Source organism: Modestobacter sp. URMC 112 (genome assembly GCF_053502575.1).
In genome coordinates, this window is sequence record NZ_CP199957.1 from 2,401,598 (window position 1) to 2,423,142 (window position 21,545).

The window sequence follows — 21,545 nt, forward strand, 5'->3', positions numbered from 1 at the left end:
CCGGTCATCCGGTTCCCGCGGACTCCGGTCGCCAGCGGGCGTGCCGGGTCCGCGTCTCGCCGTGCCGGACCAGCTCCAGGCGCGGGCGCGGGCCCTCGCTGCGCCCGGTCTGCGGCGGCCGGCTGCCCGCCGCGAACGGCTTCGGCCAGACGGCGCCCGGGCCGGTGTAGCCCTGGTCGGCGGCGGCGTGCAGCGTCCACTGCGGGTCGTAGAGGTGCGGTCGGCCCAGCGCGCAGAGGTCGGCGCGGCCGGCCAGCAGGATCGAGTTGACGTCGTCGTAGCTGGAGATCGCCCCCACGGCGATGACCGCGACGCCGTACTCGCGGCCCACCTCGTTGCGGATCCGGTCGGCGTACGGGGTCTGGTAGCTCCGCCCGAACGCGGGGCGCTCCTCCTTCACCACCTGGCCGGTGGACACGTCGATGCCGGCGGCCCCGTGCTCGGCGAAGGCCCGGGCCACCTCCACGGCCGCGTCGACGTCGGTGCCGCCCTCGAACCAGTCGGTGGCCGAGATGCGCACGGTCATCGGCCGCTCCGCGGGCCACACCGCGCGGACGGCGTCGAACACCTCCAGCGGGAAGCGCAGCCGGTTCTCCAGCGGGCCGCCGTAGCGGTCGGTGCGCCGGTTGGACAGCGGGGAGACGAACGAGGACAGCAGGTAGCCGTGCGCAGCGTGCAGCTCCAGCACGTCGAACCCGGCCCGGGCCGCGGCCTCCGCGTTGCGGACGAACTCCTCGCGGATGCCGACCAGCTCGGTCTCGGTGAGCTCGCGCGGCACCGGGTTGGCGGGGGAGTAGGGGAGGGGCGAGGGGGCGACCACTTCCCAGCCGCCCTCGGGCAGCGGGTCGTCGATGCCCTCCCACATCAGCTTGGTGGAGCCCTTGCGGCCGGAGTGCCCGAGCTGGACGCCGATCTTCGCGTCGGTGGCGCCGTGCACGAAGTCGACGACGCGGGTCCAGGCCGCCTCCTGCTCCGGCGTGTAGAGCCCGCTGCAGCCCGGGGTGATCCGGCCCTCGGGTGAGGTGCAGACCATCTCGGTCATGACCAGGCCGGCGCCGCCCAGCGCCTTGCCGCCCAGGTGGACCAGGTGGAAGTCGGTCGGCAGCCCGTCGTCCGCGGAGTACATGTCCATCGCCGAGACGACGATCCGGTTCTTCAGCTCCAGCGGGCCGAGCCGGAAGGAGTGGAACATCGGCGGGCGGGGGTCGACCGGGACCGGCTGGGAGCGGGCGAACCAGGCGTCGATGCCGGCCACGAACTCGGGGTCGCGCAGCCGCAGGTTCTCGTGGGTCACCCGGCGGCTGCGCGTGACGATGTTGAACGCGAACTGCTCGGGCGGCTGGTGCACGTAGTGCGCGATGTCCTCGAACCACTCCAGGCTGGCCTGCGCGGCGCGCTGGGTGGAGAGCACCACCGGCCGCCGCTCGGCCTCGTAGGCGGTGAGCGCGGCGTCGAGGTCGGGGTGCTCGTGCAGGCAGGCGGCCAGGGCGAGGGCGTCCTCCATGGCGAGCTTGGTGCCCGACCCGATGGAGAAGTGCGCGGTGTGCGCCGCGTCGCCGATGAGCACCAGGTTCCCGTGCCGCCAGGTCTCGTTGCGCAGCGACAGGAAGTTCAGCCACTTCGAGTTGTTCGCGAACACCCGGTGGCCGCCGAGGACGTCGGCGAACAGGTGCTCGACCAGCTCGATGGACTTGGTGTCGCTCTCGCCCGGCGGGAGGTCGGTGGCGGCGACGTCGCCGAAGGCGCGCTGCCACACGTCCTCGTGCATCTCGACGATGAACGTGCTGCCGGTGCGGTCGTAGGGGTAGCCGTGGATCTGCATGACCCCGTGCGGGGTGTCCTCGACGTAGAACTTGAACGCCTCGAAGACCAGGTCGGTGCCCAGCCACATGTACTTGCTGCGGCGCGTCTCCAGGGTCGGGCGGAACACCTCGGCGTAGGTGGTGCGGATCTGCGACCGGGCCCCGTCGCCGGCCAGCACGAGGTCGTACCCGGCCCGCAGCTGGTCGGGGTGCGGGGCCTCGGCGCGGAAGTGCACGGTCACGCCGAGGTCGGCGCACCGGCGCTGCAGGATGCCCAGCAGCTCCTTGCGGCTCATCGCGGCGAACCCGTGCCCGCCCGAGGTCGTCGTCGTCCCGCGGTAGTGGACGTCGATGTCGTCCCAGCGGGCGAAGTGCCGCTGCACCTCGGCGAAGACGGCGGGGTCGGCGTGCTCGATGCCGCCGAGGGTCTCGTCGGAGAAGACCACGCCGAACCCGAAGGTGTCGTCGGGGGCGTTGCGCTCCCACACCGTCACCTCGTGGGTGGGGTCGAGCTGCTTGACCAGGGCGGAGAAGTACAGGCCCCCGGGGCCTCCGCCGACAACCGCGATGCGCATGGGCCGTCCTCCAGCTCCGGTGGGCGTGCCCCGAGGTTATGCCGTTCCCGCGACGGTCGTCAACGTCGCGACAGGAGCTGTCCAGGGGTTCCGCCCGGGCGGCCGGACCGGGATGCTCGGCCGGTCTCCCCCCGCCGTCCCGAAGGGCACCCCATGTCGATCCTGGCCCCGCTCGTGGAGGGTCTGGCGAGCGGCGCGGTCGAGGTGGTCGACCTCACCGCGCCGCTGTCGGACCGGACCCCGGTCATCCAGTTGCCGCCCGAGTTCGCCCAGACCGGGAGGTTCGAGCTGGCGGAGCTCAGCCGGTACGACGACCGCGGCCCGGCCTGGTACTGGAACGACTTCCGGACCGGCGAGCACACCGGCACCCACTTCGACGCCCCCAACCACTGGGTGACCGGCCGGGACGGCGAGGACGTCGCCTCGGTCCCGGCGCGCCGGCTGGTCGCGCCCGTGGTGGTGCTCGACTTCTCCGCGCAGGTCGCCGAGGACCCCGACTTCCTGCTCGAGGTGGAGCACGTCCGGGAGTGGGAGACCGTCCACGGGCCGCTGCCGGCCGGCGGCTGGCTGCTCTACCGCACCGGCTGGGACGTCCGGTCGGACTCCCAGGAGCGGTTCCTCAACGCCGACGACGCGGGCCCGCACACGCCCGGCGTCTCGCCCGCCTGCGCCCGCTGGCTGGCGGAGGAGGCGCCGGTCGTCGGGCTGGGCGTGGAGACGGTCGGCACCGACGCGGGCGCCGCCCACTCCTTCGACCCGCCGTTCCCCTGCCACGCGGCGCTGATGGGCAGCGGGAAGTACGGGCTCACGCAGCTGCAGAACCTCGCGCTGCTGCCGGCGACCGGTGCGCTGCTGATCGCCGGCCCGCTGCCGATCGTCAGCGGGTCCGGGTCCCCGTCGCGGGTGCTGGCCCTGGTCGAGCGCGGATGACCGTCGCGCACGCCGTCGGCCGGGCGCTGGTCGGCAGCGGGATCGACGCCGTCTTCGGGGTGGTGGGCTCGGGCAACTTCGTCGTCACCAACGCGATGGTGGCCGCCGGCGCACGGTTCGTGGCCGCCCGGCACGAGGGCGGCGCCGCGACGATGGCCGACGCGTACGCGCGGATGAGCGCCGGGCCGGCCGCGGTGACCCTGCACCAGGGGGTCGGGCTGACCAACGCCCTGACCGGCATCACCGAGGCGGCGAAGAGCCGGACGCCGCTGGTCGTGGTGGCCGCCGAGGCCACCGCGCCACGGTCCAACTTCTCCGTCGACCAGGCGGCGCTGGCCGAGGCGGTCGGGGCGGTGCCCGTGCGGGTCACCTCCGCGGCCACCGCGGTCGCGCAGGCCGCCGGGGCGGTGCGGACGGCGGTGGAGGAGCGGCGGGTCGTCCTGCTGAACCTCCCCCTCGACGTGCAGGCGCTGGAAGCCGCACCGACCGCCGGGGGGCCGGCCGGGGACGTGCCCGCGCCGTCGCCGGCGACGGTCCCGGTCGACCCGGACGGCGTCGCACGGCTGGCCGAGGCGCTGCGGACCGCGCGCCGGCCGGTGTTCGTGGCCGGCCGCGGCGCCCGGGGGCCGGGGTCCCGAGCCGCGCTGGAGTCCCTCGCCGAGGGCTGCGGCGCGCTGCTGGCGACCTCGGCGGTGGCCAAGGGCCTGTTCACCGGCAACCCGTGGTCCCTGGACGTGTCCGGGGGCTTCGCCTCACCGCTGGCCGCGGAGCTGATCGGCGGCGCCGACCTGATCGTCGGCTGGGGCTGCGCGCTGAACATGTGGACGATGCGGCACGGACGGCTGATCGCCGACGACGCCGTCGTGGTGCAGGTCGACCTGGACGCCGACGCGCTGGGCGCGCACCGGGACCTGACCTTCGGTGTGGTCGGGGACGTGCGGGCCACGGCCGAGGCGGTCACCGCCGTGCTCGACGCCCCGGACGGACCGGCGTACCGGACGGCGGAGGTGGCGCAGGCCCTCCGCGAGCGGGTGCGCTGGCGCGACGTGCCGTTCCGGCCCCTCGGCGGGACGGAGCGGATCGACCCGCGGGCGCTGACCGTGGCGCTGGACGACCTGCTTCCGGCCGAACGGGTCGTGGCCGTCGACTCGGGCAACTTCATGGGCTACCCCAGCGCGTTCCTCGGCGTCCCGGACGAGTTCGGCTTCTGCTTCACCCAGGCCTTCCAGTCCGTCGGGCTGGGGCTGTCCACCGCGATCGGCGCGGCGCTGGCCCGCCCGGACCGGCTGCCGGTGGCCGCGCTCGGCGACGGCGGCGCGCTGATGGGCGCCTCGGAGCTGGAGACCGTCGTGCGGCTCGGGCTGCCGATGGTGGTCGTCGTCTACGACGACGAGGCCTACGGCGCCGAGGTGCACCACTTCGGGCCCGAGGGGCTGCCGCTGGACACCGTGCGGTTCCCGGCCACCGACCTGGCCGCGATCGCCCGCGGGTACGGCTTCGATGCGCTCACCGTGCGCCGGGTCGAGGACCTGGCGCCGGTGGCGGACTGGGTGGCCGGCCCCCGCTCGGCGCCGCTGTTCGTGCACGCGAAGGTGGCCGACGACGAGCCCGCGTGGTGGCTGGAGGAGGCCTTCCGCGGGCACTGACCGGCGGCAACGGCTCGGTTCAGCGCAGCTTGTGGCGCTGCAGCTTGCCGGTGCTGGTCCGGGGCAGCTCGTCGACGAACTCCACCGCGCGTGGCCGCTTGTACGGCGCGATGGCCTGCCTGACGAAGTCCTGCAGCTCCTCGGCGGTCACGTCGCGGGTGCGGCCGGGGGCGAGGACGACGAACGCCTTGACGATCATCCCGCGGTCCGGGTCGGGGGCCCCCACCACCGCGCAGTCGACGACCTCCGGGTGGTCGAGCAGCGCGTGCTCCACCTCCGGGCCGGCGATGTTGTACCCGGCGGAGACGATCATGTCGTCGGTCCGTGCCTGGTAGTGGTAGTAGCCGTCGGCGTCGCGCACGTAGGTGTCGCCGGTGACGTTCCAGCCGTGCCGGACGTAGACCTCCTGCCGGTCCCCGAACAGGTAGCGGCAGCCGGTGGGCCCGCGGACGGCGAGGTGTCCCGGCGTCCCGTCGGGCACCGGCCGGCCGTCGTCGTCCAGGACGGCGGCGGTGTACCCGGGCACCGGTCGGCCGGTCGAGCCGGGGCGGATGTCGTCGTCCGCGGCCGCGATGAAGATGTGCAGCATCTCGGTGGCGCCGATCCCGTCGATGATCCGCAGCCCGGTCGCGGCGTGCACGTCGCGCCACACCGACGCCGGCAGCGCCTCGCCGGCGGACACCGCGCGGCGGACACCGGCCAGCCGGTCGGCGCGGCCGGCGGCGAGCACCGCCTTGTACGCCGTGGGCGCGGTGACCAGCACCGTCACCCCGTGCTCGGCCACCGCGTCGGCCAGCTGCTCGGGGGTCGCCCGCTCCAGCAGCAGCACGCTGGCGCCGACGCGCATCGGGAAGACCACCAGCCCGCCGAGGCCGAAGGTGAAGCCGATCGGCGGGGTCCCGGTGAAGACGTCGTCGGCCACCGGGCGCAGCAGGTGCGCGGAGAAGGTGTCGGCGATGGCGAGCACGTCCCGGTGGAAGTGCATGGTCGCCTTCGGCCGGCCGGTGGTCCCGGAGGTGAAGGCGAGCAGCGCGACGTCGTCGGCGGCGGTGCGGACGTCGTCGAACCGGTCGGACTTGCCCGCGGCGCGCACGCACAGGTCGTCGGGTGCCGTCCCGCCGAAGGCCACCGTGGTCAGGTCCGGGACCGCCGCCCGCTGCAGGTCCTCGAGCAGCCTGGCGTCGCACAGCGCGACCGCCGGCCGGCACATCTCGGCCATGGTGGCCAGCTCCGCGGCGCGCAGCAGCGGCATGGTGGTGACGGCGACGCCGCCGGCCTTGAGGACGGCGAACCAGCAGGCGACCAGCCAGGGCCCGTTGAACCCGCGCAGCAGCACCCGGTTGCCGGGGACCAGGCCGAGGTCCTCGACCAGGACGGCGGCGATCCGGTTCGCGTGCGCGCGGAGGTCACCGTAGCTCCAGACGGTCCCGTCCGGTGTCCGCAGGCAGGGCCGGTCGGCACCGAGGGAGTCGATGGTGCCGTCGAGCAGCGCGGTGGCGCAGTTGAGCCGGTCGCCGTAGTCGAGCGGGCCCAGGTCGATCACCGGCCACTGCTCCAGCGGCGGGAGCGCGTCGCGGCAGAACGGGTCCTGGTGGGCCGAGGGGCTCAGCGGGGTGAGACCCGGGGCGGAGGGGCGCTGCGTCATCGAGGTACCTCTCCCGAGGGGGCCGCAGCGCGATGCTCCGGCGTCCACCGGGAAACTATGGCGATCTGCTGACGAGAGTCAACAAGGCGGCATGCGCGAGGTCCGGACGACCGCGCAGCGTCGTTATCGTGTGCCGGTGACCGTGGTCCGGGAGGCAGGCGTCGGGGAAGCGGGTGTCGAGGGGGCGGGTGCGGTCGGGGCGCTGCAGCCCCGGCAGCTGATCGTCACCCTGTACGGCCTCTACGCCCGCGAGCACGGCAGCTGGCTGTCGGTGGCCGCCGTCGTCCGGCTGATGGCCGCCCTGGGCGTCGAGGAGTCCGCCGTCCGGTCGTCGATCTCCCGGCTGAAGCGGCGCGGGTGGCTGGACGCGCGGCGGGTGGACGGCGTGGCCGGCTACGCGCTCACCGGGGTGGCCCAGGAGATCCTGGCCGACGGCGACGCGCGGATCTTCGGCCGTCGGCGGGCCGAGGACGCCGACGGCTGGCTGCTGGTGGTGTTCTCGGTGCCCGAGTCCGAGCGGGACAAGCGGCACCAGCTGCGGTCGCAGCTGACCCGGCTGGGCTTCGGCACGGTCGCCCCGGGGGTGTGGGTGGCGCCGGGGCACCTGGCCGACGAGGCCGCCGAGGTGCTCGCGCGGCGGGACCTGGCCGGCTACGTGGAGCTGTTCCGCGACGCGCGGCTGGCCCTCGGCGACGTCCGCGAGAACGTGGCCCGCTGGTGGGACCTGGACGCGGTGCACGCCCGGTACGCGGAGTTCCTGGACCGCCAGGAGCCGGTGCGCGACCGGGTGCGCCGCGTCGGCGCCGACCCGGAGCAGGCCTTCGTCGACTACGTCCGGCTGCTCACCGACTGGCGGCGGCTGCCCTACGCCGACCCGGCGCTGCCGCTGGACCTGCTGCCGGCCGACTGGAACGGCGCCCGCGCCGCCGACCTGTTCGCCGGGCTCCGCGGCGGTCTGGAGGAGCCCGCGCACGAGCACGCCCGCCGGCTGATCGGGGCCTGACCTCCCCGCCTCAGTCGGGCAGGACCGCGATGCCCTGCACCTCCACGAGCGCCTCGTCGTCCCAGAGCCGGGCGATGCCGATCCCGGCCATGGCCGGGTAGTCGGTGCCGACCAGCCGCCGCCACACGCCCCCGATCTCCCGGGCGTGGGCCTTGTAGTCGGCGAGGTCGACGGCGTAGACGGTCAGCGTGGCCAGGTGCGCCGGCTCGCCGCCGGCCGCTCGCAGCGCGGTGAGCAGGTTGCCCAGCGCCTGCTCGAACTGCGCCACGACGCCCTCGCCGACGATCCGCCCCTCGGCGTCCATCGAGGTCTGGCCGGCCAGGAAGACGGTGCGACCCGGGCCGGCGACGACGGCGTGGCTGAAGCCGGCCGGCCGGGCCAGGTCGCCCGGGTTGACCCGTTCCGCACTGCTCATGACTGCACCGCTCCTCCGTCGACGTTGAGTCCCTGTCCGGTGATCGCCGCGCTGCGCACGCACAGCAGCACCGCGTCGGCGACCTCCTCCGGGTCGATCAGCCGCCCGATCGGCTGGCGGCGGGCCAGGGTCTCCCGCGCCTGCTGCTCGGTCCGTCCGGTGGCGGCGCTGATGGCGGCCACGGTGCCCGCGGTCATCGGGGTGTCCACGTAGCCCGGGCAGACGGCGTTGACCGTGACGCCGGTGGCGGCGACCTCCGCGGCTGCGGACCGGACCAGCCCGAGCAGCCCGTGCTTGCTCGCGGTGTACGCGCTGACGTAGGGGTCGCCCCGCTTGGCGGCGATCGACGCGACGGCGACCACCCGCCCCCACCCGTGCTCGACCATGCCCGGCAGCGCGCGGCGCAGCAGCCGGAACGGCGCGGTGAGGTTGAGCTCCAGCATCCGGGCCCAGTCCTCGTCGGTGGTCCGGGCCAGCGGCGCCGACGTCCCGGCGCCGGCGTTGAGCACCAGCACCTCGACCGGGCCGCCCCACTCCTGCTCCACCCGGGAGATCACCGGGTCCGCGGCGGCGGGGTCGGTGAGGTCGGCCGGGACGACCAGCGTGGGTCCGGGCAGCCGGCCGGCCAGTGCGGTGAGCTCGTCGACGCTGCGGGCGGTGAGCGCGACGAGGTGGCCCTCGGCGGACAACCGGTGCGCGACGGCGGCGCCGATCCCGCGCCCCGCGCCCGTGACCAGGCAGCGGCGGGCGGGCACGGGCGGAGCCTGCCACTCGCCGTTGACGCCCGTCAACCAGGCGACATACTCGCAGGGTGCCCGGTCCGCCGGGCCGCACCAGGGGCCGGCGACGGCCCGGGGACGACGACCAGGAGGGCACCCGCCGATGAGGCTCGAGGAGTTCACCGACATCCGGTACGAGGTGGAGGAGGACAACCACGCGGTCATCACGATCGACCGGCAGGACCGGATGAACTCGTTCCGCGGCCGCACCGTCGACGAGCTGATCTCGGCGTTCAAGCACGCCTGGGCGGACCGCCGGGTCGCGGCCGTCATCCTCACCGCCGCCGGTGACCGGGCCTTCTGCACCGGGGGCGACGTCAAGGAGCGGGCCGAGACCGGCGGGTACGGCGAGACCGAGTGGGGCACCTTCGAGATCGAGCGGCTGCACCGGATGATCCGGGACGTCCCCAAGCCGGTGATCGCCGCGGTCAACGGGATCGCCATCGGCGGCGGGCACGTCTTGCACGTGCTGTGCGACCTGACCGTCGCCGCGGAGCACGCCACGTTCGCCCAGGCCGGGCCCCGGGTCGGGTCCTTCGACGCCGGCTTCGGCTCGGCGTACCTGGCCCGGGTGGTGGGGGAGAAGCGGGCGCGCCAGATCTGGTTCCTGCTCGACCGCTACGACGCGGCCACCGCCGAGCGGTGGGGGCTGGTGAACGAGGTCGTGCCCAAGGAGCAGCTGCTGGACACCGCCCGCGGCTGGGCCCGGAAGATCGGCTCCTACTCGCCCACGGCGATCAAGTTCCTCAAGCACTCGTTCAACGCCGACACCGACCACCTCAGCGGGATCTCGCACCTGGCCTTCGACGGGCTGGCGCACTACGCCACCAGCGAGGAGGGCATGGAGGGCGCCCGGGCCTTCGCCGAGAAGCGGCCGCCGGACTTCTCGCCCTACCGCTGACCGGTCCGCCACCGGGCGTCGGTGACGTCCCACCAGGCCCCGGCGTCCCGGTCGGGGGGCCAGGAGGTGGGCAGCGGCACCCGGGCCAGGTGGTCGGTGGTGAGGAAGGCCCGGCGCAGGCCGTCGCTGAGGCCGTCGAACGGTGAGGACTGGGAGCGGTGCTCGGCGATGGCCGCCTCCCGGCAGCCGAGCACGTGCCCGGTGTCGAGCACGTCGGTGACCTCGGCGTCGGGCCGGCCGAACGTGGCGGGGTCCAGCCCGTGGTAGGCGTCGTCCCCCCGCAGCGCGCTGGTCTCCTCCAGCCAGCGGCGCATCAGCGAGTTGGGCAGGCAGTGCTCGTAGAGCCGGGTCGGCGGCGCGGTGCGGGCCGCCCGCCGGGCGGCGGCCACCGTCGCCGCGCGCATCCGCAGGTGGTCGCGGTGGCCGTCGCTGCCGTCGAGGACGACGGTGACGTGCGGCCGCAGGTGGCACAGCAGCCGTTCCAGGACGCCGGCCACCGCGTCCTCGGGCGCCGCGCACAGCGAACCGGCCGGCGGCTCGCCGTCGAAGCCGGAGTCCCGCCAGCCGAGCAGCTCGACCCGCGCCACCCCCAGCAGGGCCGCGGCGCGGTGCAGCTCGGCCTCGCGCACCGCCCCGAGGTCGCCGGCGTCCACCGGTCCGGCCGGGGCGCCCGCCTCGCCGCGGGTCGCGCAGGCCACGGTCACCACCGCACCCCGGGCCCCCGCCGCGGCGAGCACCGACCCGCAGCCGAAGGACTCGTCGTCGGGATGGGCGACCACCGCCAGCCAGCGGTCACCGGGGCGGACGTCGCGGAGCAGGTCCCGGGGGCCTCGAACGGCGGTCCGTGGCGCAGCGGGGACGGCGGGGCGGGCGGTGGTGGTCATGCCGTCGAGCCTGGCCCGGGGTGCTTGCGGTCGACTTGAGGTGCACTGGGATCGGCGACTGCCCGGCCCGGGCGCTGCGGGGTCACCCGGCGGGGCGCAGGCCGATCAGGTTGCCGTCGGCGTCCCGCGCCACCGCGATGCGCATGCCGCCGCCGACGTCGGTGGGCTCCTGGACGGTCTCCGCGCCGGCCTCGACGAGCGCGGCCAGGCCGGTCGCGACGTCGTCCACGTGCCAGTAGGCGACCGGGCCGGACTGCCCGAAGCGGTGGCCGTTCGGGTCCAGGCCGATCGCCTGGCCGTCGACGTCGTACTGGACGTAGTACGGCGCGTCCAGCACCGGCTCGCTGCCGAGCAGGGCGCTGAACAGCGCCTTGGCCCGGGACAGGTCGCTCACGGGGTAGATGACGGTGCGCACTCCGGTGGTCATGATGTGCTCCTCGGGTCGTCGGGTCGGAGGTCTGTCACCTCTCTGACACCCGCCGACGCAGGGATGTGACATGAGCGGGAACGACGTCCTCGCCGCGCGGTTCGAGGAGCAGCGCGACCGGCTGACCGCGGTGGCCGACCGCCTGCTGGGCTCGCGCGCCGAGGCGGAGGACGCCGTCCAGGAGGCCTGGCTGCGGGTCAGCCGGGCCGGCGCCGACGACGTGGAGAACCTCGGCGGCTGGCTGACCACGGTCGTGGCCCGGGTGGCGCTCAACCAGCTGCGGGCCCGGGGCAACCGGCGCGAGGACGCCCTGGACGACGTGCCGCCGGCCCGCCTGCACGCCGTCGGCGACCCCGCCGAGGAGGCGGTGCTGGCCGACTCCGTCGGGCTGGCGCTGCTCGTCGTCCTGGACCGGCTCGAGCCCGCCGAGCGGTTGGCCTTCGTGCTGCACGACCTGTTCGACGTGCCCTTCGACGAGATCGCGCCGATCGTCGACCGCTCGCCCGCCGCCGCCCGGCAGCTGGCCAGCCGGGCCCGCCGCCGGGTCCGCGGGGCGGACCTCCCCGACGCCGTCGAGCGCCGCCGGGAGGTGGTCGCGGCGTTCCTCGACGCGTCGCGCAACGGGGACTTCACCGCGCTGCTCGCGCTGCTGCACCCCGACGCGGTGCTGCGGTCCGACGCCGCCGCCGCCCGGATGGGGTCCGCTCCCGAGGTACGCGGGGCGAGCGCGGTCGCGGAGTTCCTCTCCGGCCGGGCGCGCGCCGCCCGGCTCGTGCTCGTCGACGGCAGCCCGGGCGCGGTGTGGTCGCTGCGCGGCAGCCCGCAGGTGGTCTTCGCATTCACCGTCGAGGAGGGCGTCGTCACCGCCATCGACCTGCTCGCCGATCCCGAGCGGCTGTCCGCGCTCGACCTGCAGCCGCTCCGGCAGCGGTGACCGGCTGGGGGATCCCCCGACCGGGGGCGCTCCGGCGGCGCCGGCGCGACGATGGCCGCATGGCGGACTCCCCGGCCCACTACGTCGCGCTCGGCGACTCCATCTCCATCGACGACTACTCCGGGGGCCCGGGCCGCGGCGGGGCCAGCCTGCTGTACGCCAACCGCGACGACGACTTCCCGGAGTGGCGGGGCCGCGACCTGCGCACCGCCGACCCGGACACGGGGTTCACCCTGCTGGCCACCGACGGCGCGACCACCCGCAGCCTGCTGGACGTCCAGCTGCCCGGGCTCGCGGCGCTGCGGGTCCGCCCCACACTCGTGACCCTGACCATCGGCGGCAACGACCTGCTCCGGGCGTACGGCGACACCGCGGCCGCGCGGGAGGTGATCGGCCGGGTGCGGACCGCCCTGGCCCGGGCGCTGCCGGAGGTCGCGGGCACGCTCGGTCCGGGCGGCCGGCTCGTCGTCGGCACCGTGTACGACCCCAGCGACGGCACGGGCGACGCCGCCCGGCTGGGCCTGCCGTCCTGGCCGGACGCCGTGCCGGTGATCGCGGAGCTGAACGACGCGCTCCGCTGGGCGGCGGCGGAGCACGGCGCGGCGGTCGCGGAGGTCGCCGAGCGCTTCCGCGGCCACGGGCTGCTGGCCGGCGACCCGTCCCGGCGCGAGGCGCGGCCCGCCGAGCGGGACCTGTGGTTCTGCAACCTCATCGAGCCCAACGCGTGGGGCGCCGGCGGGGTCCGGGAGGCGTTCTGGGCGGCCCTCCAGCGGTGACCAGCCCCGGATGCCGTCCCCACCTGGGGTCCGGCCCGCCGCCGGACCGCACCGCAGCGCCGGCACGTACTCCTGGCGACGTCGGTACAGGTGCAGGGGGACGCGTCGATGACCAAGCGTCTGATCGACCTGGACGACGAGCTGCTGGCCCGGGCGCAGCATGGACTGGACACCACCGGGGTCTCCGACACGGTCCGTGCCGCGCTGCGGCAGGCGGCGAGCGCGGCCGCACGCGCCCGGCAGGTGAGCTGGCTGAGCGAGGGCGGTCTCGAGACGATGGCGGAGCCCGGCCAGCGAGCCGACGTGGGGCGGTGATCGCCCGGTTCCTCGTCGACACCCGTGCCGCGGCGCGGATGCGGCAGGCAGCCGTCGCGGAGCGGTTGGAGCCGCACATCACCGGCGGCCTGGTGGCCACGTGCGCCACCCGCGGTCCGCGCTGGGGGCGGTGACCCTGTCCGCGACGCGCGGGCCTACCCTCCGGGAGGACTCGCCCGGTGAGCGACATGGGGGTCCCTCCCCGGGCTACCGGCGAACGCGCCGGGGGTCGCCGGGGCCAGTGGAACCGGGGCGATGGGACGACGCGGAGAGCCCCAGCTGTAGCGCCACCTCGCGCGGTGCCGGTCGCGTCGACCCGGCGGGGCTGGACCCTTGCTCCCGTCCGCGCGACCTCCCAGACTCGGGACGGGGACCCCGTTCGGCGGACGTGCAGGCTCCGCCGTGTCCCTCGCCGGGACGACCCAGTGCACGGGAGCTGCCCGGTCGGCGTCGAGGGAGCTGACATGGCGTACCGGCTCGGCATCGACCTCGGGACCACGTACACCGCGGCGGCCGTCGAGGAGGGCGGCCGGGCAGAGGTCGTACAGCTGGGCGACCACGCACCACAGATCCCCTCGGCGGTGTTCGTCCGGGAGGACGGCGAGCTGCTGGTCGGCGACGCCGCCGCCCGCCGCGGTGCGGTGCAGCCCGAGCGGATGGAGCGGGAGTTCAAGCGCCGGCTGGGCGACCGGGTCCCGTTCCTGCTGGGGGGCCGGGAGCTCACCGCCGAGCAGCTGACCGCCGAGCTGCTGCGGACGGTGACGTCGGAGGTGCAGCGCAGGCAGGGCCGCCCGCCGGAGCGGATCGCGCTCACCCACCCGGCCAACTGGGGGGACCACCGCCGGGGCCAGCTGCTGGAGGCGGTCCGGATGGCCGGGGTCGGGACGGTCAGCACCCTCACCGAGCCGGCGGCCGCCGCTGTCCACTACTCGTCGACCGAGCGGGCCGACGTCGGTGACGTCGTGGCGGTGTACGACCTGGGTGGCGGGACCTTCGACGCGGCCGTGCTGCGCAAGACCGCCACGGAGTTCCGGCTGCTCGGTGCCCCGGAGGGCGTGGAGCAGCTGGGCGGCGTCGACTTCGACGACATCGTGTTCCGGCACGTCCTGCGGTCCCTGGACGGCGCGGCCGCGGACCTGGACCCCGACGACGGGGCCGTGCTCGCCGCGCTGGTCCGGCTGCGGAGGGAGTGCACCGAGGCCAAGGAGGCACTGTCCACCGACAGCGAGGCGTCCGTCCCGGTGTCTCTCCCGGGCGCCGCGCCGACCTCGGTGCGGGTGACCAGGGCCGAGTTCGAGGACATGGTCCGGCCGTCGGTGGAGCGCACGGTCCGGTGCATGGAACGGGCTCTGGAGTCCGCCCGCGTCCAGCCTGACGACGTCCGGACCGTCGTGCTCGTCGGCGGGTCCTCGCGGATCCCGCTCGTGGCGGAGAGCCTCGGGAACGCCTTCGGGCGGCCGGTCACCGTGAGCACGCAGCCCAAGCTCGCCGTGGCGCTCGGCGCCGCGATGCTCGCCGGTGGGGTCCTGCCGACGGGACCCGGGGCGGTCGAGGGCCGCCGAGGGAGCCCGGGGAACGGGACGGCGCCCGGCCACACCCCGTCCCCACCGCCGTCCCAGCCGCCGTCCCCGCCGCCGTCCCCGCGCCCGGACCGTGCCCGTCCCGCGGAGACGGCCACCGCCGCCCGACGGCCCACGGTCGCGCAGCTGGCCGGAGCGGTCGCCGGCCTCCTGCTCCTCGCGGTCGTGGTGGCCTTCGGGGGACCGTCGCTCAAGGACCGGGTGCCCCGGACCGAGGAGAGTCTGGCGAGCCCCCAACCCGCGGGCACCGACGTGACCGTCCTGGGCCTGCCCTGGCGCGAGAGCCTGGACAGCAAGGGCGTCGACGTCCTGGGCGACCAGTTCCTGGCCGGACCCGTCCGCCGGACGGCCCCCGGAGGAGGGACGGTGCTCGTCCAGCAGCCGGACCCGCGCGCCAAGGAGGTCGCGCAGTGGGCGCCGCTGGGTCTGGCGTTGTTCGCCGCCGCCTACACCGAGTCGCTGCTCCGCAACGTCCGACGCCGGCGCCGCGCCCGGGGGGTCGACGTCGCCGGGACGGCAGGCGTCGGCGCCGTCCTGGGGTTCGCGCTCGTCCTGGCGTCGTGGGCGGTGTTCCACCGGGACGTGGGCTGGGTGGTCCTGGTGGCCGTCCTCGTCCTCACTGCGACGGCGGGCGGCCTGCTCGCCCTGCTCCAGGCGGCCGTCCGGCAGTCCAGGCGCCCGGTCCAGACCAGGTAGCGGCCCGGACGACGGGGCGCTCAGGTGTGCCCGCACGGACATTGACCGCGGCCCCCGGCGGCGACAGCCTGACGACGTCGGCCCACCCGTCGCTCCTGGGGTCCCCATGCGCATCCAGCTCTCACGTCGACCCCTCGCCGCAGCCCCGACGGCCACCGCCCGGGTCGTGCCCCGGCTGCTGGTCGTGCTGGTGGTCGCGGGTGGCCTCCTGCTCGGCAACTCCGGCCCTGTCGGGGCGGCCGACCTCCACGACGGCGTCGGAACCTGGACGGCGACCCTCGACGGGCAGAACGTCGACCGCCTGAACGGCGGACAACCCGTGAAGCTGGACGCCTCCCGACCGGTGGAGGTCGCGCTGGCGGTACAGAACACCAGCAAGGACCCGGTCACCGTGCCGTACGTGCAGTTGGAGGGTCGTGTCCTCGGCCTGACCTTCTTCGCCTACACGACGCAGATCGACCTGCTGGTGCCACCAGGGGACGAGCAGAAGCGTGTGTTCGACCTCCGGCTGCTCGGGCTGGCGGAGCAGGCGAGCGGGCTGCTGCCGTCACGGATCACCCTCCTGGACGCCGACGGTGCACCGATGAGCGAAGCCGTGCGGCTGCAGGCAGAGATAGCCGGCAACGCCGACTCCGTGTACCGCGTCTTCGGGATGGCGGTCGGCGGCCTGACCCTGCTCCTGCTCGCCGGCGTCATCTGGCGGCTGGCCGCCGGCCGGCTGTCGCAAGACCGGTGGCTCCGGGGGACGGCGATGGCCGCCCCCGGCCTGGGGCTGGGCTTCCTGCTCACCTTCACGTTGTCGGCCATGAACGTGGCCTCCCCGGAGCCCGAGCTGTGGGCGACGTTGCTCATCGGCGGCGCCGTCCTCGGCTTCGCCGCCGGCTACCTCAGCCCGACGCCCGGTGGCGACGAGGAGGACGACGAGGACGCGGCGGAGGACCTGGCGGAGGACCGGGCGGGGGACGACGCCGACGACCGCTCCGGTGCCGACGCGACAGCAGCCGGTGACCAGCCGGCCGGCACGGAGCCGAACTTCGTGATGCTGACCGAGCACCCCGCCGATCGGGTCGAGGAGGCGCCCAGGAGCCCGCGGTGGCGAAGCTGACGCCGGCCCAGATCTACGCCGTCGCCCTGCAGGGCGGGTTCTCCCCGGAGCAGGCGGTGACCTTCACCGCCATCGCACTCGCCGAGTCCGGCGGCGACCCCCGGGCGAACGCGGCTGGCCCCGAGGACTCCCGCGGGCTGTGGCAGATCAACGTCTCGCCGGGCGTACGCCCCGACCGGTGGGGCGATGCCCTCTACGACCCCGTGGTGAACGCCCGGGCGGCGTACGAGATCTCCGGCGGCGGGACGAAGCTCCGGCCGTGGTCGGTGACCCACGGCGACGACCCCCGGTACGCCCGCTTCCTCGAGGAGGCCAGGGCCGCAGCCGTCGCCGTCGACTCCGGAGCCGCCTCCGGGACCCTCCCGGCGGCCGCTACGGCCGCCGCCACCCAGGGCGACGCCGCCGGCGGTTCAGCGGTGGACAGCTTCGTGCAGGCCGCCCTCGACCAGGTCGGCGACAGCTACGTCTTCGGCTCCGAGGTTCGCGACCTCGACACCCCGGACCCGGCCACCTTCGACTGCTCGGAGCTCACCGAGTGGGCCGCCCACCAGGCGGGCGTGGAGATCGGGGACGGCTCGTACAACCAGTACCTGAAGCTCGCCGGCCAGGGCGCGGAGACCGACGTCGAGCAGGCGCTGCACACCCGCGGGGCGCTGCTGTTCAGCTTCTCGGAGAAGCCCACCCCCGGCGGCGGGCGGCCCAGCCGGGCACACGTCGCGATCAGCCTCGGCGACGGCACGGTCGTCGAGGCCGCCAACCCACGCGACGGCGTGAAGATCGCGCCCGCGGGCGACCGGTTCAACTACGCCGCCACCATCCCGGGGCTCGAGACCGCCACCCCCCGCGGTGAGGTCGGCGCCTTCGAGATGCCGGTGGTCCAGCCGCTCAGCGAACCCGTCGACCCCGACGCCGACGGCCTGACCACCGAGTTCGAGCTGCTCCTGGGCACGGACCCGGACGACCGGGACAGCGACGACGACGACCTCGACGACCTGTACGAGACGACCCGGTCGCACACCGACCCCCTCCGCGACGACACCGACCAGGACGGGACCGCGGACGCCGTGGAGGTCGCCGAGGGCACCGACGCTGGGACCCACCGGCTCTCCGACGAGGTCGTGGCCGCCGGGTTCGGCGGGGCCGCGACCGCCGACGTCGACGACGACGGGCTCTCCGACCTCATCGAGTCCCAGCTGGGCAGCGACCGCGACGAGGCCGACACCGACGTCGACGGGGTCTCCGACGACTGGGAGTACGCGCTGGGCAGCGACCTGCGCAGCATCGACACCGACCGGGACGGCGTCGTGGACGGCGCCGAGATGGACCTGGGCACCCTGGGCCCGGCGACCCCCTCGGTCCTCTCACCGGCCACCGGAGCCGACGGGCTGCCCGGCGGGTCCGGCACCGGGTCGTCGGTGGACGCCCTCGCGGGGCTCGACCCGGACGGGCCGTCCGCGCCGGACTGACCTCCCTCAGCGGGGCAGCTCGGCCAGCAGCCCCTCCACGGTGCGCGCGGCCACCGCGGCGGCCAGCTGCAACGAGCGGTCGGACAGCGGGTGCCCGGCGAGCCGGCGCCACCGGGCGAGGGCCTCGGTGCCCGCCCGGCGCAGGTCCTCCGGTGGCGAGTCCGGCGGCAGGTCCAGCCGGGTGGCCGGGTCGTGGCCCAGCGCGCCCAGCAGCCGCGCGAGCTCGTCCGCACGCGCCTCGGGGAGCTGCAGTTCACCGGACTCCAGCTGGTTGAGCAGCCGGACCTCCACGAACGCGTGCGCCCCGGCGACCACCTCCTCGGCCCGGGCGCGCAGCGGAGCAGCACCGTCCACGGCGCCGCTGCCGAGGACGGCGGTCAGCGCGGCCAGCGCCGACCGGGCCTTGAGGACCTGCGCCCGGCGACGGAACTGGACCAGCAGCACCTCCCGCAGACGGGTCAGACCGCTGCGGGTCACCAGCTCGGCCGCCAGCTCCTGCGCCGTCCGCACCCGGCCGCTGCGCAGCAGGTCGACGGCCAGCCGCACCCCGAAGATGCCGAGCCGGTCGAGCAGGTGCCGCCGGTCCAGCTCGGTGACCGGCACGGAGCTCGGGCGGGAGGCGAACCGGTCGGCGGTCAGCAGCAGCTCCTCGACCCGCAGCGGCGGCGCGGCCGCCAGGTCGGCCAGCGCCCGGTGCTCCTGCTCGCGCAGCGTCTCCCCGGCCAGCCCGAGCAGTCCGGACACCGGCACGACGACCGGGCACAGCTGGCGCAGCCGCGGCTCTCGCTGGTACCGCCGGCCCACCCGGGCGGCCACCTCCATCGCGTCGGGCGTGCACGAGCCGATCTCGTCGGCGCGGGCGAGCACGCCGACGGCGTTCATCGGCGTCCCGTGCGCCAGCTCGTCGTCGTGGAAGGCCTCCAGGAACCGGATGTCGCTGGCGTGCGCGTGCCGCAGCAGGTACAGCACCGCGTCGGCCTGCGCGGGCCGGTCGTCGTCGACGGTGAGCGCGCGGTAGGTCTCGGCGGACAGGTCGGTCGACAGCGAGGCCAGTCCGGGGGTGTCGATGAGGGTGAGGTCGGTCAGCCGCTGTGTCGGCCAGCCGATCTCCAGGTGGTCCACCTCGGCCGCGGACAGGCCGCCCAGGTCGACCTCGAGCGCGCCGCCGGTCCGGTCGAACGGCCGCGATCGGGGCTGCCCCTGGTGCGGGTGGACGACCGCCTGGGGCTGGTCCGCGCGGTGGTACCAGGTGACGATCCTGGTGCACTCACCGGCGTCGGTGGGCGCGAGGTCCTCGCTGAGCAGGGCGTTCAGCAGTGTCGACTTCCCGGCCTTCACCTTGCCCGCGATGGCCAGCCGCAGCGGGCCGCCCAGCCGGCTCCGCGCCTCGGCGAGCGACGCCGCCGCGTCCGGCGTGGTCGCCGCCTGCTCGGCCGCCCGGAGCAACGCGTCGACCTCGGTGATCAGCCGCTCAGCCACGGCGGGCCGCCCGCTGGGGCGCCGCCGCGGCGGCCACGGACAGCTCGGCCTGGAGCCGGCGCAGGTCTGCGGACTGCCGGTCGAGGGTCCTCGCCCGGTCCCGGCGCTGGACGTCGTCCAGACCGGTGGCTCCCTGGGCGGCGGCCAGGGTGGCCAGTGAGGAGCGGTGCATCGCGGCGGCCCGGTCCTGGAACTCGTCGCGTAGCCGGCGTTGCAGGTGCCGGAGGGAGTCCCGGCAGTCCTTGCCGACCCGGAAGGAGACCTCCTCGAGGTACGCCCGGGCAGCCGCCTTGGCCAGCTGGCGGCGCTGGGTCAGCTGCCGGGCCCGCTCGTTGCGGACCACCTTCCAGCTCACCACGCCGAAGAGGGCCAGGCTGATCGGACCCAGCACGGAGAGCACGGCCAGGCTGCTGAGCGCGATCGGGACGTGGCCGGCCGCGGCCATCAGGGTCATCGGCAGCAGGGTCCCGGAGCGGACCGCCACCAGCGTCGTCGCCAGCCGGCCTCCGGGGCCGAGCGGGCCCAGCGCGCCGAGCTCGACGTCCTCGCTGTGGCCGGTCGGGACGGCCTGCACCAGGTCGACGGGGGCGCCCGCCTCGGCGTCGAAGTAGGACGCCATCTCGCTGACCACGTCCTCGGCCCTCGTCCGCATGGTGTCGTAGGTGGCGACCACGGCCGCGGCGACCTCCCGGCGGAGCCAGGCCTCCACGTCGGGCCAGCTGTCCTTGGGGTCGCCGCGGTCGACGACCTCCTCCATCGCCCTGGTCACCGTCCGCATCCGGTCCTGCAGCTCGTGGTCGACGTCGGCCACCAGGTCCTGCACCCGGTCGGACAGGGCCTGCTGCCACCCGGCGCCGGGCGCGGCGAGGCGCTCGGTGCGGGCCCGGGCGGTGGTGAGCTGCTCGACGACCCGTTCCCCCTCCGCCGGTCGGGTGACCACCTGGCGCTCGGCCTCCACCTGGCGGCCGAGCTGCGCGGCGACGAACCGGACGTCGACGGCGGCGGCGTCGACCGCCCGCCGGGTGCCGGCCGCCACCCGCTCGGCGAGGAAGCGCACCACCGGCCGGAAGCCCGACTCCTCGGTCAGGGCGGCGTCCTGCACCGGCTGGAGACGCAGGAGGGAGGAGACGCCCATCACCGGCAGGCGGAGACCCGCCCGGGCCAGGTGGCCCTCGTCGAGCTCGGCGATGCGCCGCCAGGACGCGTGCAGGTCGGTCTTGGTGATCACGCAGGCCGCGTCCGGGCAGCGCTGCAGGACCATCCGCAGGAACTGCATCTCCGGGGCGGTGAGCTCCTGGGTGGCGTCGGTGACGAACAGGACGCCGTCGGCCCGGTCCAGCGCGCCGAGGGTGAGCACGCCGTGTGCGGAGTCCAGCCCGCCGACGCCGGGGGTGTCGACCAGCGCGAGCCCGGAGCGCAGCAGGGGGTGGGGGAGCCGCACCTCGACCGAGACCGGACGCTCCTGCCCGGACCGGTGCCCGAGCTCGGAGACGGCGTCGGCGACGTCCTCCAGTGCCAGTTCCCGGGTGCGCGGGGGCGGCGGGAGCCCGTCCGTCTCCGCCGTGTCGCGGTCGGGTTCGAACACGGCGGTCGCGCCGCCGACGTCGCCGTGCCGGACGACGGTGGGTACGGCGGTGACGACGTCGGCATCGACCGGGCACACCGACCTGCGCAGCAGCGCGTTGACCAGGGTGCTCTTGCCCCGCTTGAACTCGCCGACGACGACGACCGGGACGGTCAGTCCGGTCAGCCGCTCGCGCGCCGTGCGCAGGCGCAGGGCGAGGTCGGGGCGCGACTGCTCGCGGGCGAGCCGCTCGGTCGCCGCGACCCGGGCCAGGGTGTCGCCGACGAGGTCGCGGGCGCGCTCCGGAGGGCCGGCGCCGGCCGGGGACGCCGACGGTGCCGGTGGCGCTGGGGGAGGTGCGGGCGGGAACGGCGCTGGGGGAGGTGCCGCTGGGGGAGGTGGCGGTGCGGTGACCGGGACCGGAGGAGGCGGTGGGGGCTCCGGTGCCCGGGGCGCCGGTGTCGCGACGGCCCAGCCGAGGTAGGCCCCGCAGGCCGAGCAGAACTGCGATGCCGGCTCCTGTGTGGTGCCGCACGACTCGCAGGCGGTCGGCGCGGCGGTCACCGGGCCGCCGCCCGACTCTGCCCGAAAGGTCCTGGTTGGCCCTCGCGCGGGTGCGCCAC

The 21,545-nt window shown here is 75.5% G+C and carries 19 protein-coding genes; 11 read left to right on the forward strand and 8 right to left on the reverse strand.

Annotated features, from left to right (window positions below; all coding sequences use genetic code 11):
* Positions 1-4: 4 nt before the first annotated feature.
* A complete protein-coding gene (locus tag ACWIX6_RS11245; protein WP_448616941.1) occupies positions 5-2,377 on the reverse strand; it encodes a bifunctional salicylyl-CoA 5-hydroxylase/oxidoreductase in 2,373 nt (790 codons plus the stop codon).
* Between the two features lie 153 nt (positions 2,378-2,530).
* Between ACWIX6_RS11245 and ACWIX6_RS11250 the strand changes: the two genes are divergently transcribed.
* Both ACWIX6_RS11250 and ACWIX6_RS11255 read left to right on the forward strand, forming a co-directional pair.
* Entirely contained in the window at positions 2,531-3,307 is a 777-nt protein-coding gene (locus ACWIX6_RS11250) for a cyclase family protein (RefSeq protein ID WP_448616942.1), read from the forward strand.
* Entirely contained in the window at positions 3,304-4,953 is a 1,650-nt protein-coding gene (locus ACWIX6_RS11255) for a thiamine pyrophosphate-binding protein (protein WP_448616943.1), read from the forward strand. The genes ACWIX6_RS11250 and ACWIX6_RS11255 overlap by 4 nt, the downstream gene beginning before the upstream one ends.
* Before the next feature lie 19 nt (positions 4,954-4,972).
* On the opposite strand, the gene ACWIX6_RS11260 is transcribed toward ACWIX6_RS11255, so the two are convergent.
* On the reverse strand, positions 4,973-6,598 hold the full coding sequence (locus ACWIX6_RS11260; RefSeq protein WP_448616944.1) for an AMP-binding protein: 1,626 nt from the start codon (positions 6,596-6,598) through the stop codon (positions 4,973-4,975).
* Between the two features lie 136 nt (positions 6,599-6,734).
* Between ACWIX6_RS11260 and ACWIX6_RS11265 the strand changes: the two genes are divergently transcribed.
* Positions 6,735-7,601, forward strand: coding sequence for a PaaX family transcriptional regulator (locus tag ACWIX6_RS11265; RefSeq protein ID WP_448616945.1), 867 nt, complete (start codon positions 6,735-6,737; stop codon positions 7,599-7,601).
* Positions 7,602-7,611: 10 nt separating this feature from the next.
* Here the strand turns inward: ACWIX6_RS11265 and ACWIX6_RS11270 are convergent, their stop codons facing one another.
* Together ACWIX6_RS11270 and ACWIX6_RS11275 are read right to left on the reverse strand one after the other, a co-directional pair.
* The gene (locus ACWIX6_RS11270) at positions 7,612-8,016 is read right to left on the reverse strand and encodes a RidA family protein (RefSeq protein ID WP_448616946.1); all 405 of its coding nucleotides are present in this window, start codon (positions 8,014-8,016) and stop codon (positions 7,612-7,614) included.
* Positions 8,013-8,771: an SDR family NAD(P)-dependent oxidoreductase gene (locus ACWIX6_RS11275; RefSeq protein WP_448616947.1), complete on the reverse strand. Its 759-nt coding sequence runs from the start codon at positions 8,769-8,771 to the stop codon at positions 8,013-8,015. The genes ACWIX6_RS11270 and ACWIX6_RS11275 overlap by 4 nt, the downstream gene beginning before the upstream one ends.
* Before the next feature lie 127 nt (positions 8,772-8,898).
* Between ACWIX6_RS11275 and ACWIX6_RS11280 the strand changes: the two genes are divergently transcribed.
* Positions 8,899-9,696 (forward strand): enoyl-CoA hydratase-related protein, encoded by a 798-nt coding sequence (locus ACWIX6_RS11280; protein ID WP_448616948.1) that lies wholly within the window; start codon positions 8,899-8,901, stop codon positions 9,694-9,696.
* Here the strand turns inward: ACWIX6_RS11280 and ACWIX6_RS11285 are convergent.
* Together ACWIX6_RS11285 and ACWIX6_RS11290 are read right to left on the reverse strand one after the other, a co-directional pair.
* The gene (locus ACWIX6_RS11285) at positions 9,687-10,580 is read right to left on the reverse strand and encodes a PIG-L deacetylase family protein (RefSeq protein WP_448616949.1); all 894 of its coding nucleotides are present in this window, start codon (positions 10,578-10,580) and stop codon (positions 9,687-9,689) included. The two genes, ACWIX6_RS11280 and ACWIX6_RS11285, sit on opposite strands and share 10 nt — an antisense overlap.
* A gap of 82 nt (positions 10,581-10,662) precedes the next feature.
* Positions 10,663-11,007: a VOC family protein gene (locus ACWIX6_RS11290; RefSeq protein ID WP_448616950.1), complete on the reverse strand. Its 345-nt coding sequence runs from the start codon at positions 11,005-11,007 to the stop codon at positions 10,663-10,665.
* Positions 11,008-11,077: 70 nt separating this feature from the next.
* Here ACWIX6_RS11290 and ACWIX6_RS11295 point away from each other — a divergent pair, with 70 nt between their 5' ends.
* The 7 genes from ACWIX6_RS11295 (at position 11,078) to ACWIX6_RS11325 (ending at position 17,879) form a co-directional block, all read left to right on the forward strand.
* Positions 11,078-11,941 (forward strand): sigma-70 family RNA polymerase sigma factor, encoded by an 864-nt coding sequence (locus ACWIX6_RS11295; protein WP_448616951.1) that lies wholly within the window; start codon positions 11,078-11,080, stop codon positions 11,939-11,941.
* A 59-nt stretch (positions 11,942-12,000) separates the two neighbouring features.
* Entirely contained in the window at positions 12,001-12,717 is a 717-nt protein-coding gene (locus ACWIX6_RS11300) for a GDSL-type esterase/lipase family protein (RefSeq protein ID WP_448616952.1), read from the forward strand.
* Positions 12,718-12,825: 108 nt separating this feature from the next.
* Positions 12,826-13,032, forward strand: coding sequence for a DUF2191 domain-containing protein (locus ACWIX6_RS11305; RefSeq protein ID WP_448616953.1), 207 nt, complete (start codon positions 12,826-12,828; stop codon positions 13,030-13,032).
* The gene (locus ACWIX6_RS11310) at positions 13,029-13,166 is read left to right on the forward strand and encodes a hypothetical protein (protein WP_448616954.1); all 138 of its coding nucleotides are present in this window, start codon (positions 13,029-13,031) and stop codon (positions 13,164-13,166) included. Before ACWIX6_RS11305 ends, ACWIX6_RS11310 begins: the two co-directional genes overlap by 4 nt.
* 330 nt (positions 13,167-13,496) lie before the next feature.
* Complete coding sequence (locus ACWIX6_RS11315; RefSeq protein ID WP_448616955.1) at positions 13,497-15,308, forward strand: Hsp70 family protein; 1,812 nt, start codon at positions 13,497-13,499, stop codon at positions 15,306-15,308.
* Between the two features lie 106 nt (positions 15,309-15,414).
* Positions 15,415-16,413: a hypothetical protein gene (locus ACWIX6_RS11320; RefSeq protein ID WP_448616956.1), complete on the forward strand. Its 999-nt coding sequence runs from the start codon at positions 15,415-15,417 to the stop codon at positions 16,411-16,413.
* Positions 16,401-17,879, forward strand: coding sequence for an NlpC/P60 family protein (locus ACWIX6_RS11325; RefSeq protein ID WP_448616957.1), 1,479 nt, complete (start codon positions 16,401-16,403; stop codon positions 17,877-17,879). Before ACWIX6_RS11320 ends, ACWIX6_RS11325 begins: the two co-directional genes overlap by 13 nt.
* A gap of 6 nt (positions 17,880-17,885) precedes the next feature.
* Here ACWIX6_RS11325 and ACWIX6_RS11330 read toward each other — a convergent pair whose 3' ends face one another.
* Together ACWIX6_RS11330 and ACWIX6_RS11335 are read right to left on the reverse strand one after the other, a co-directional pair.
* Entirely contained in the window at positions 17,886-19,358 is a 1,473-nt protein-coding gene (locus ACWIX6_RS11330) for a dynamin family protein (protein WP_448616958.1), read from the reverse strand.
* A complete protein-coding gene (locus ACWIX6_RS11335; protein ID WP_448616959.1) occupies positions 19,351-21,486 on the reverse strand; it encodes a dynamin family protein in 2,136 nt (711 codons plus the stop codon). The genes ACWIX6_RS11330 and ACWIX6_RS11335 overlap by 8 nt, the downstream gene beginning before the upstream one ends.
* Positions 21,487-21,545: the final 59 nt, after the last annotated feature.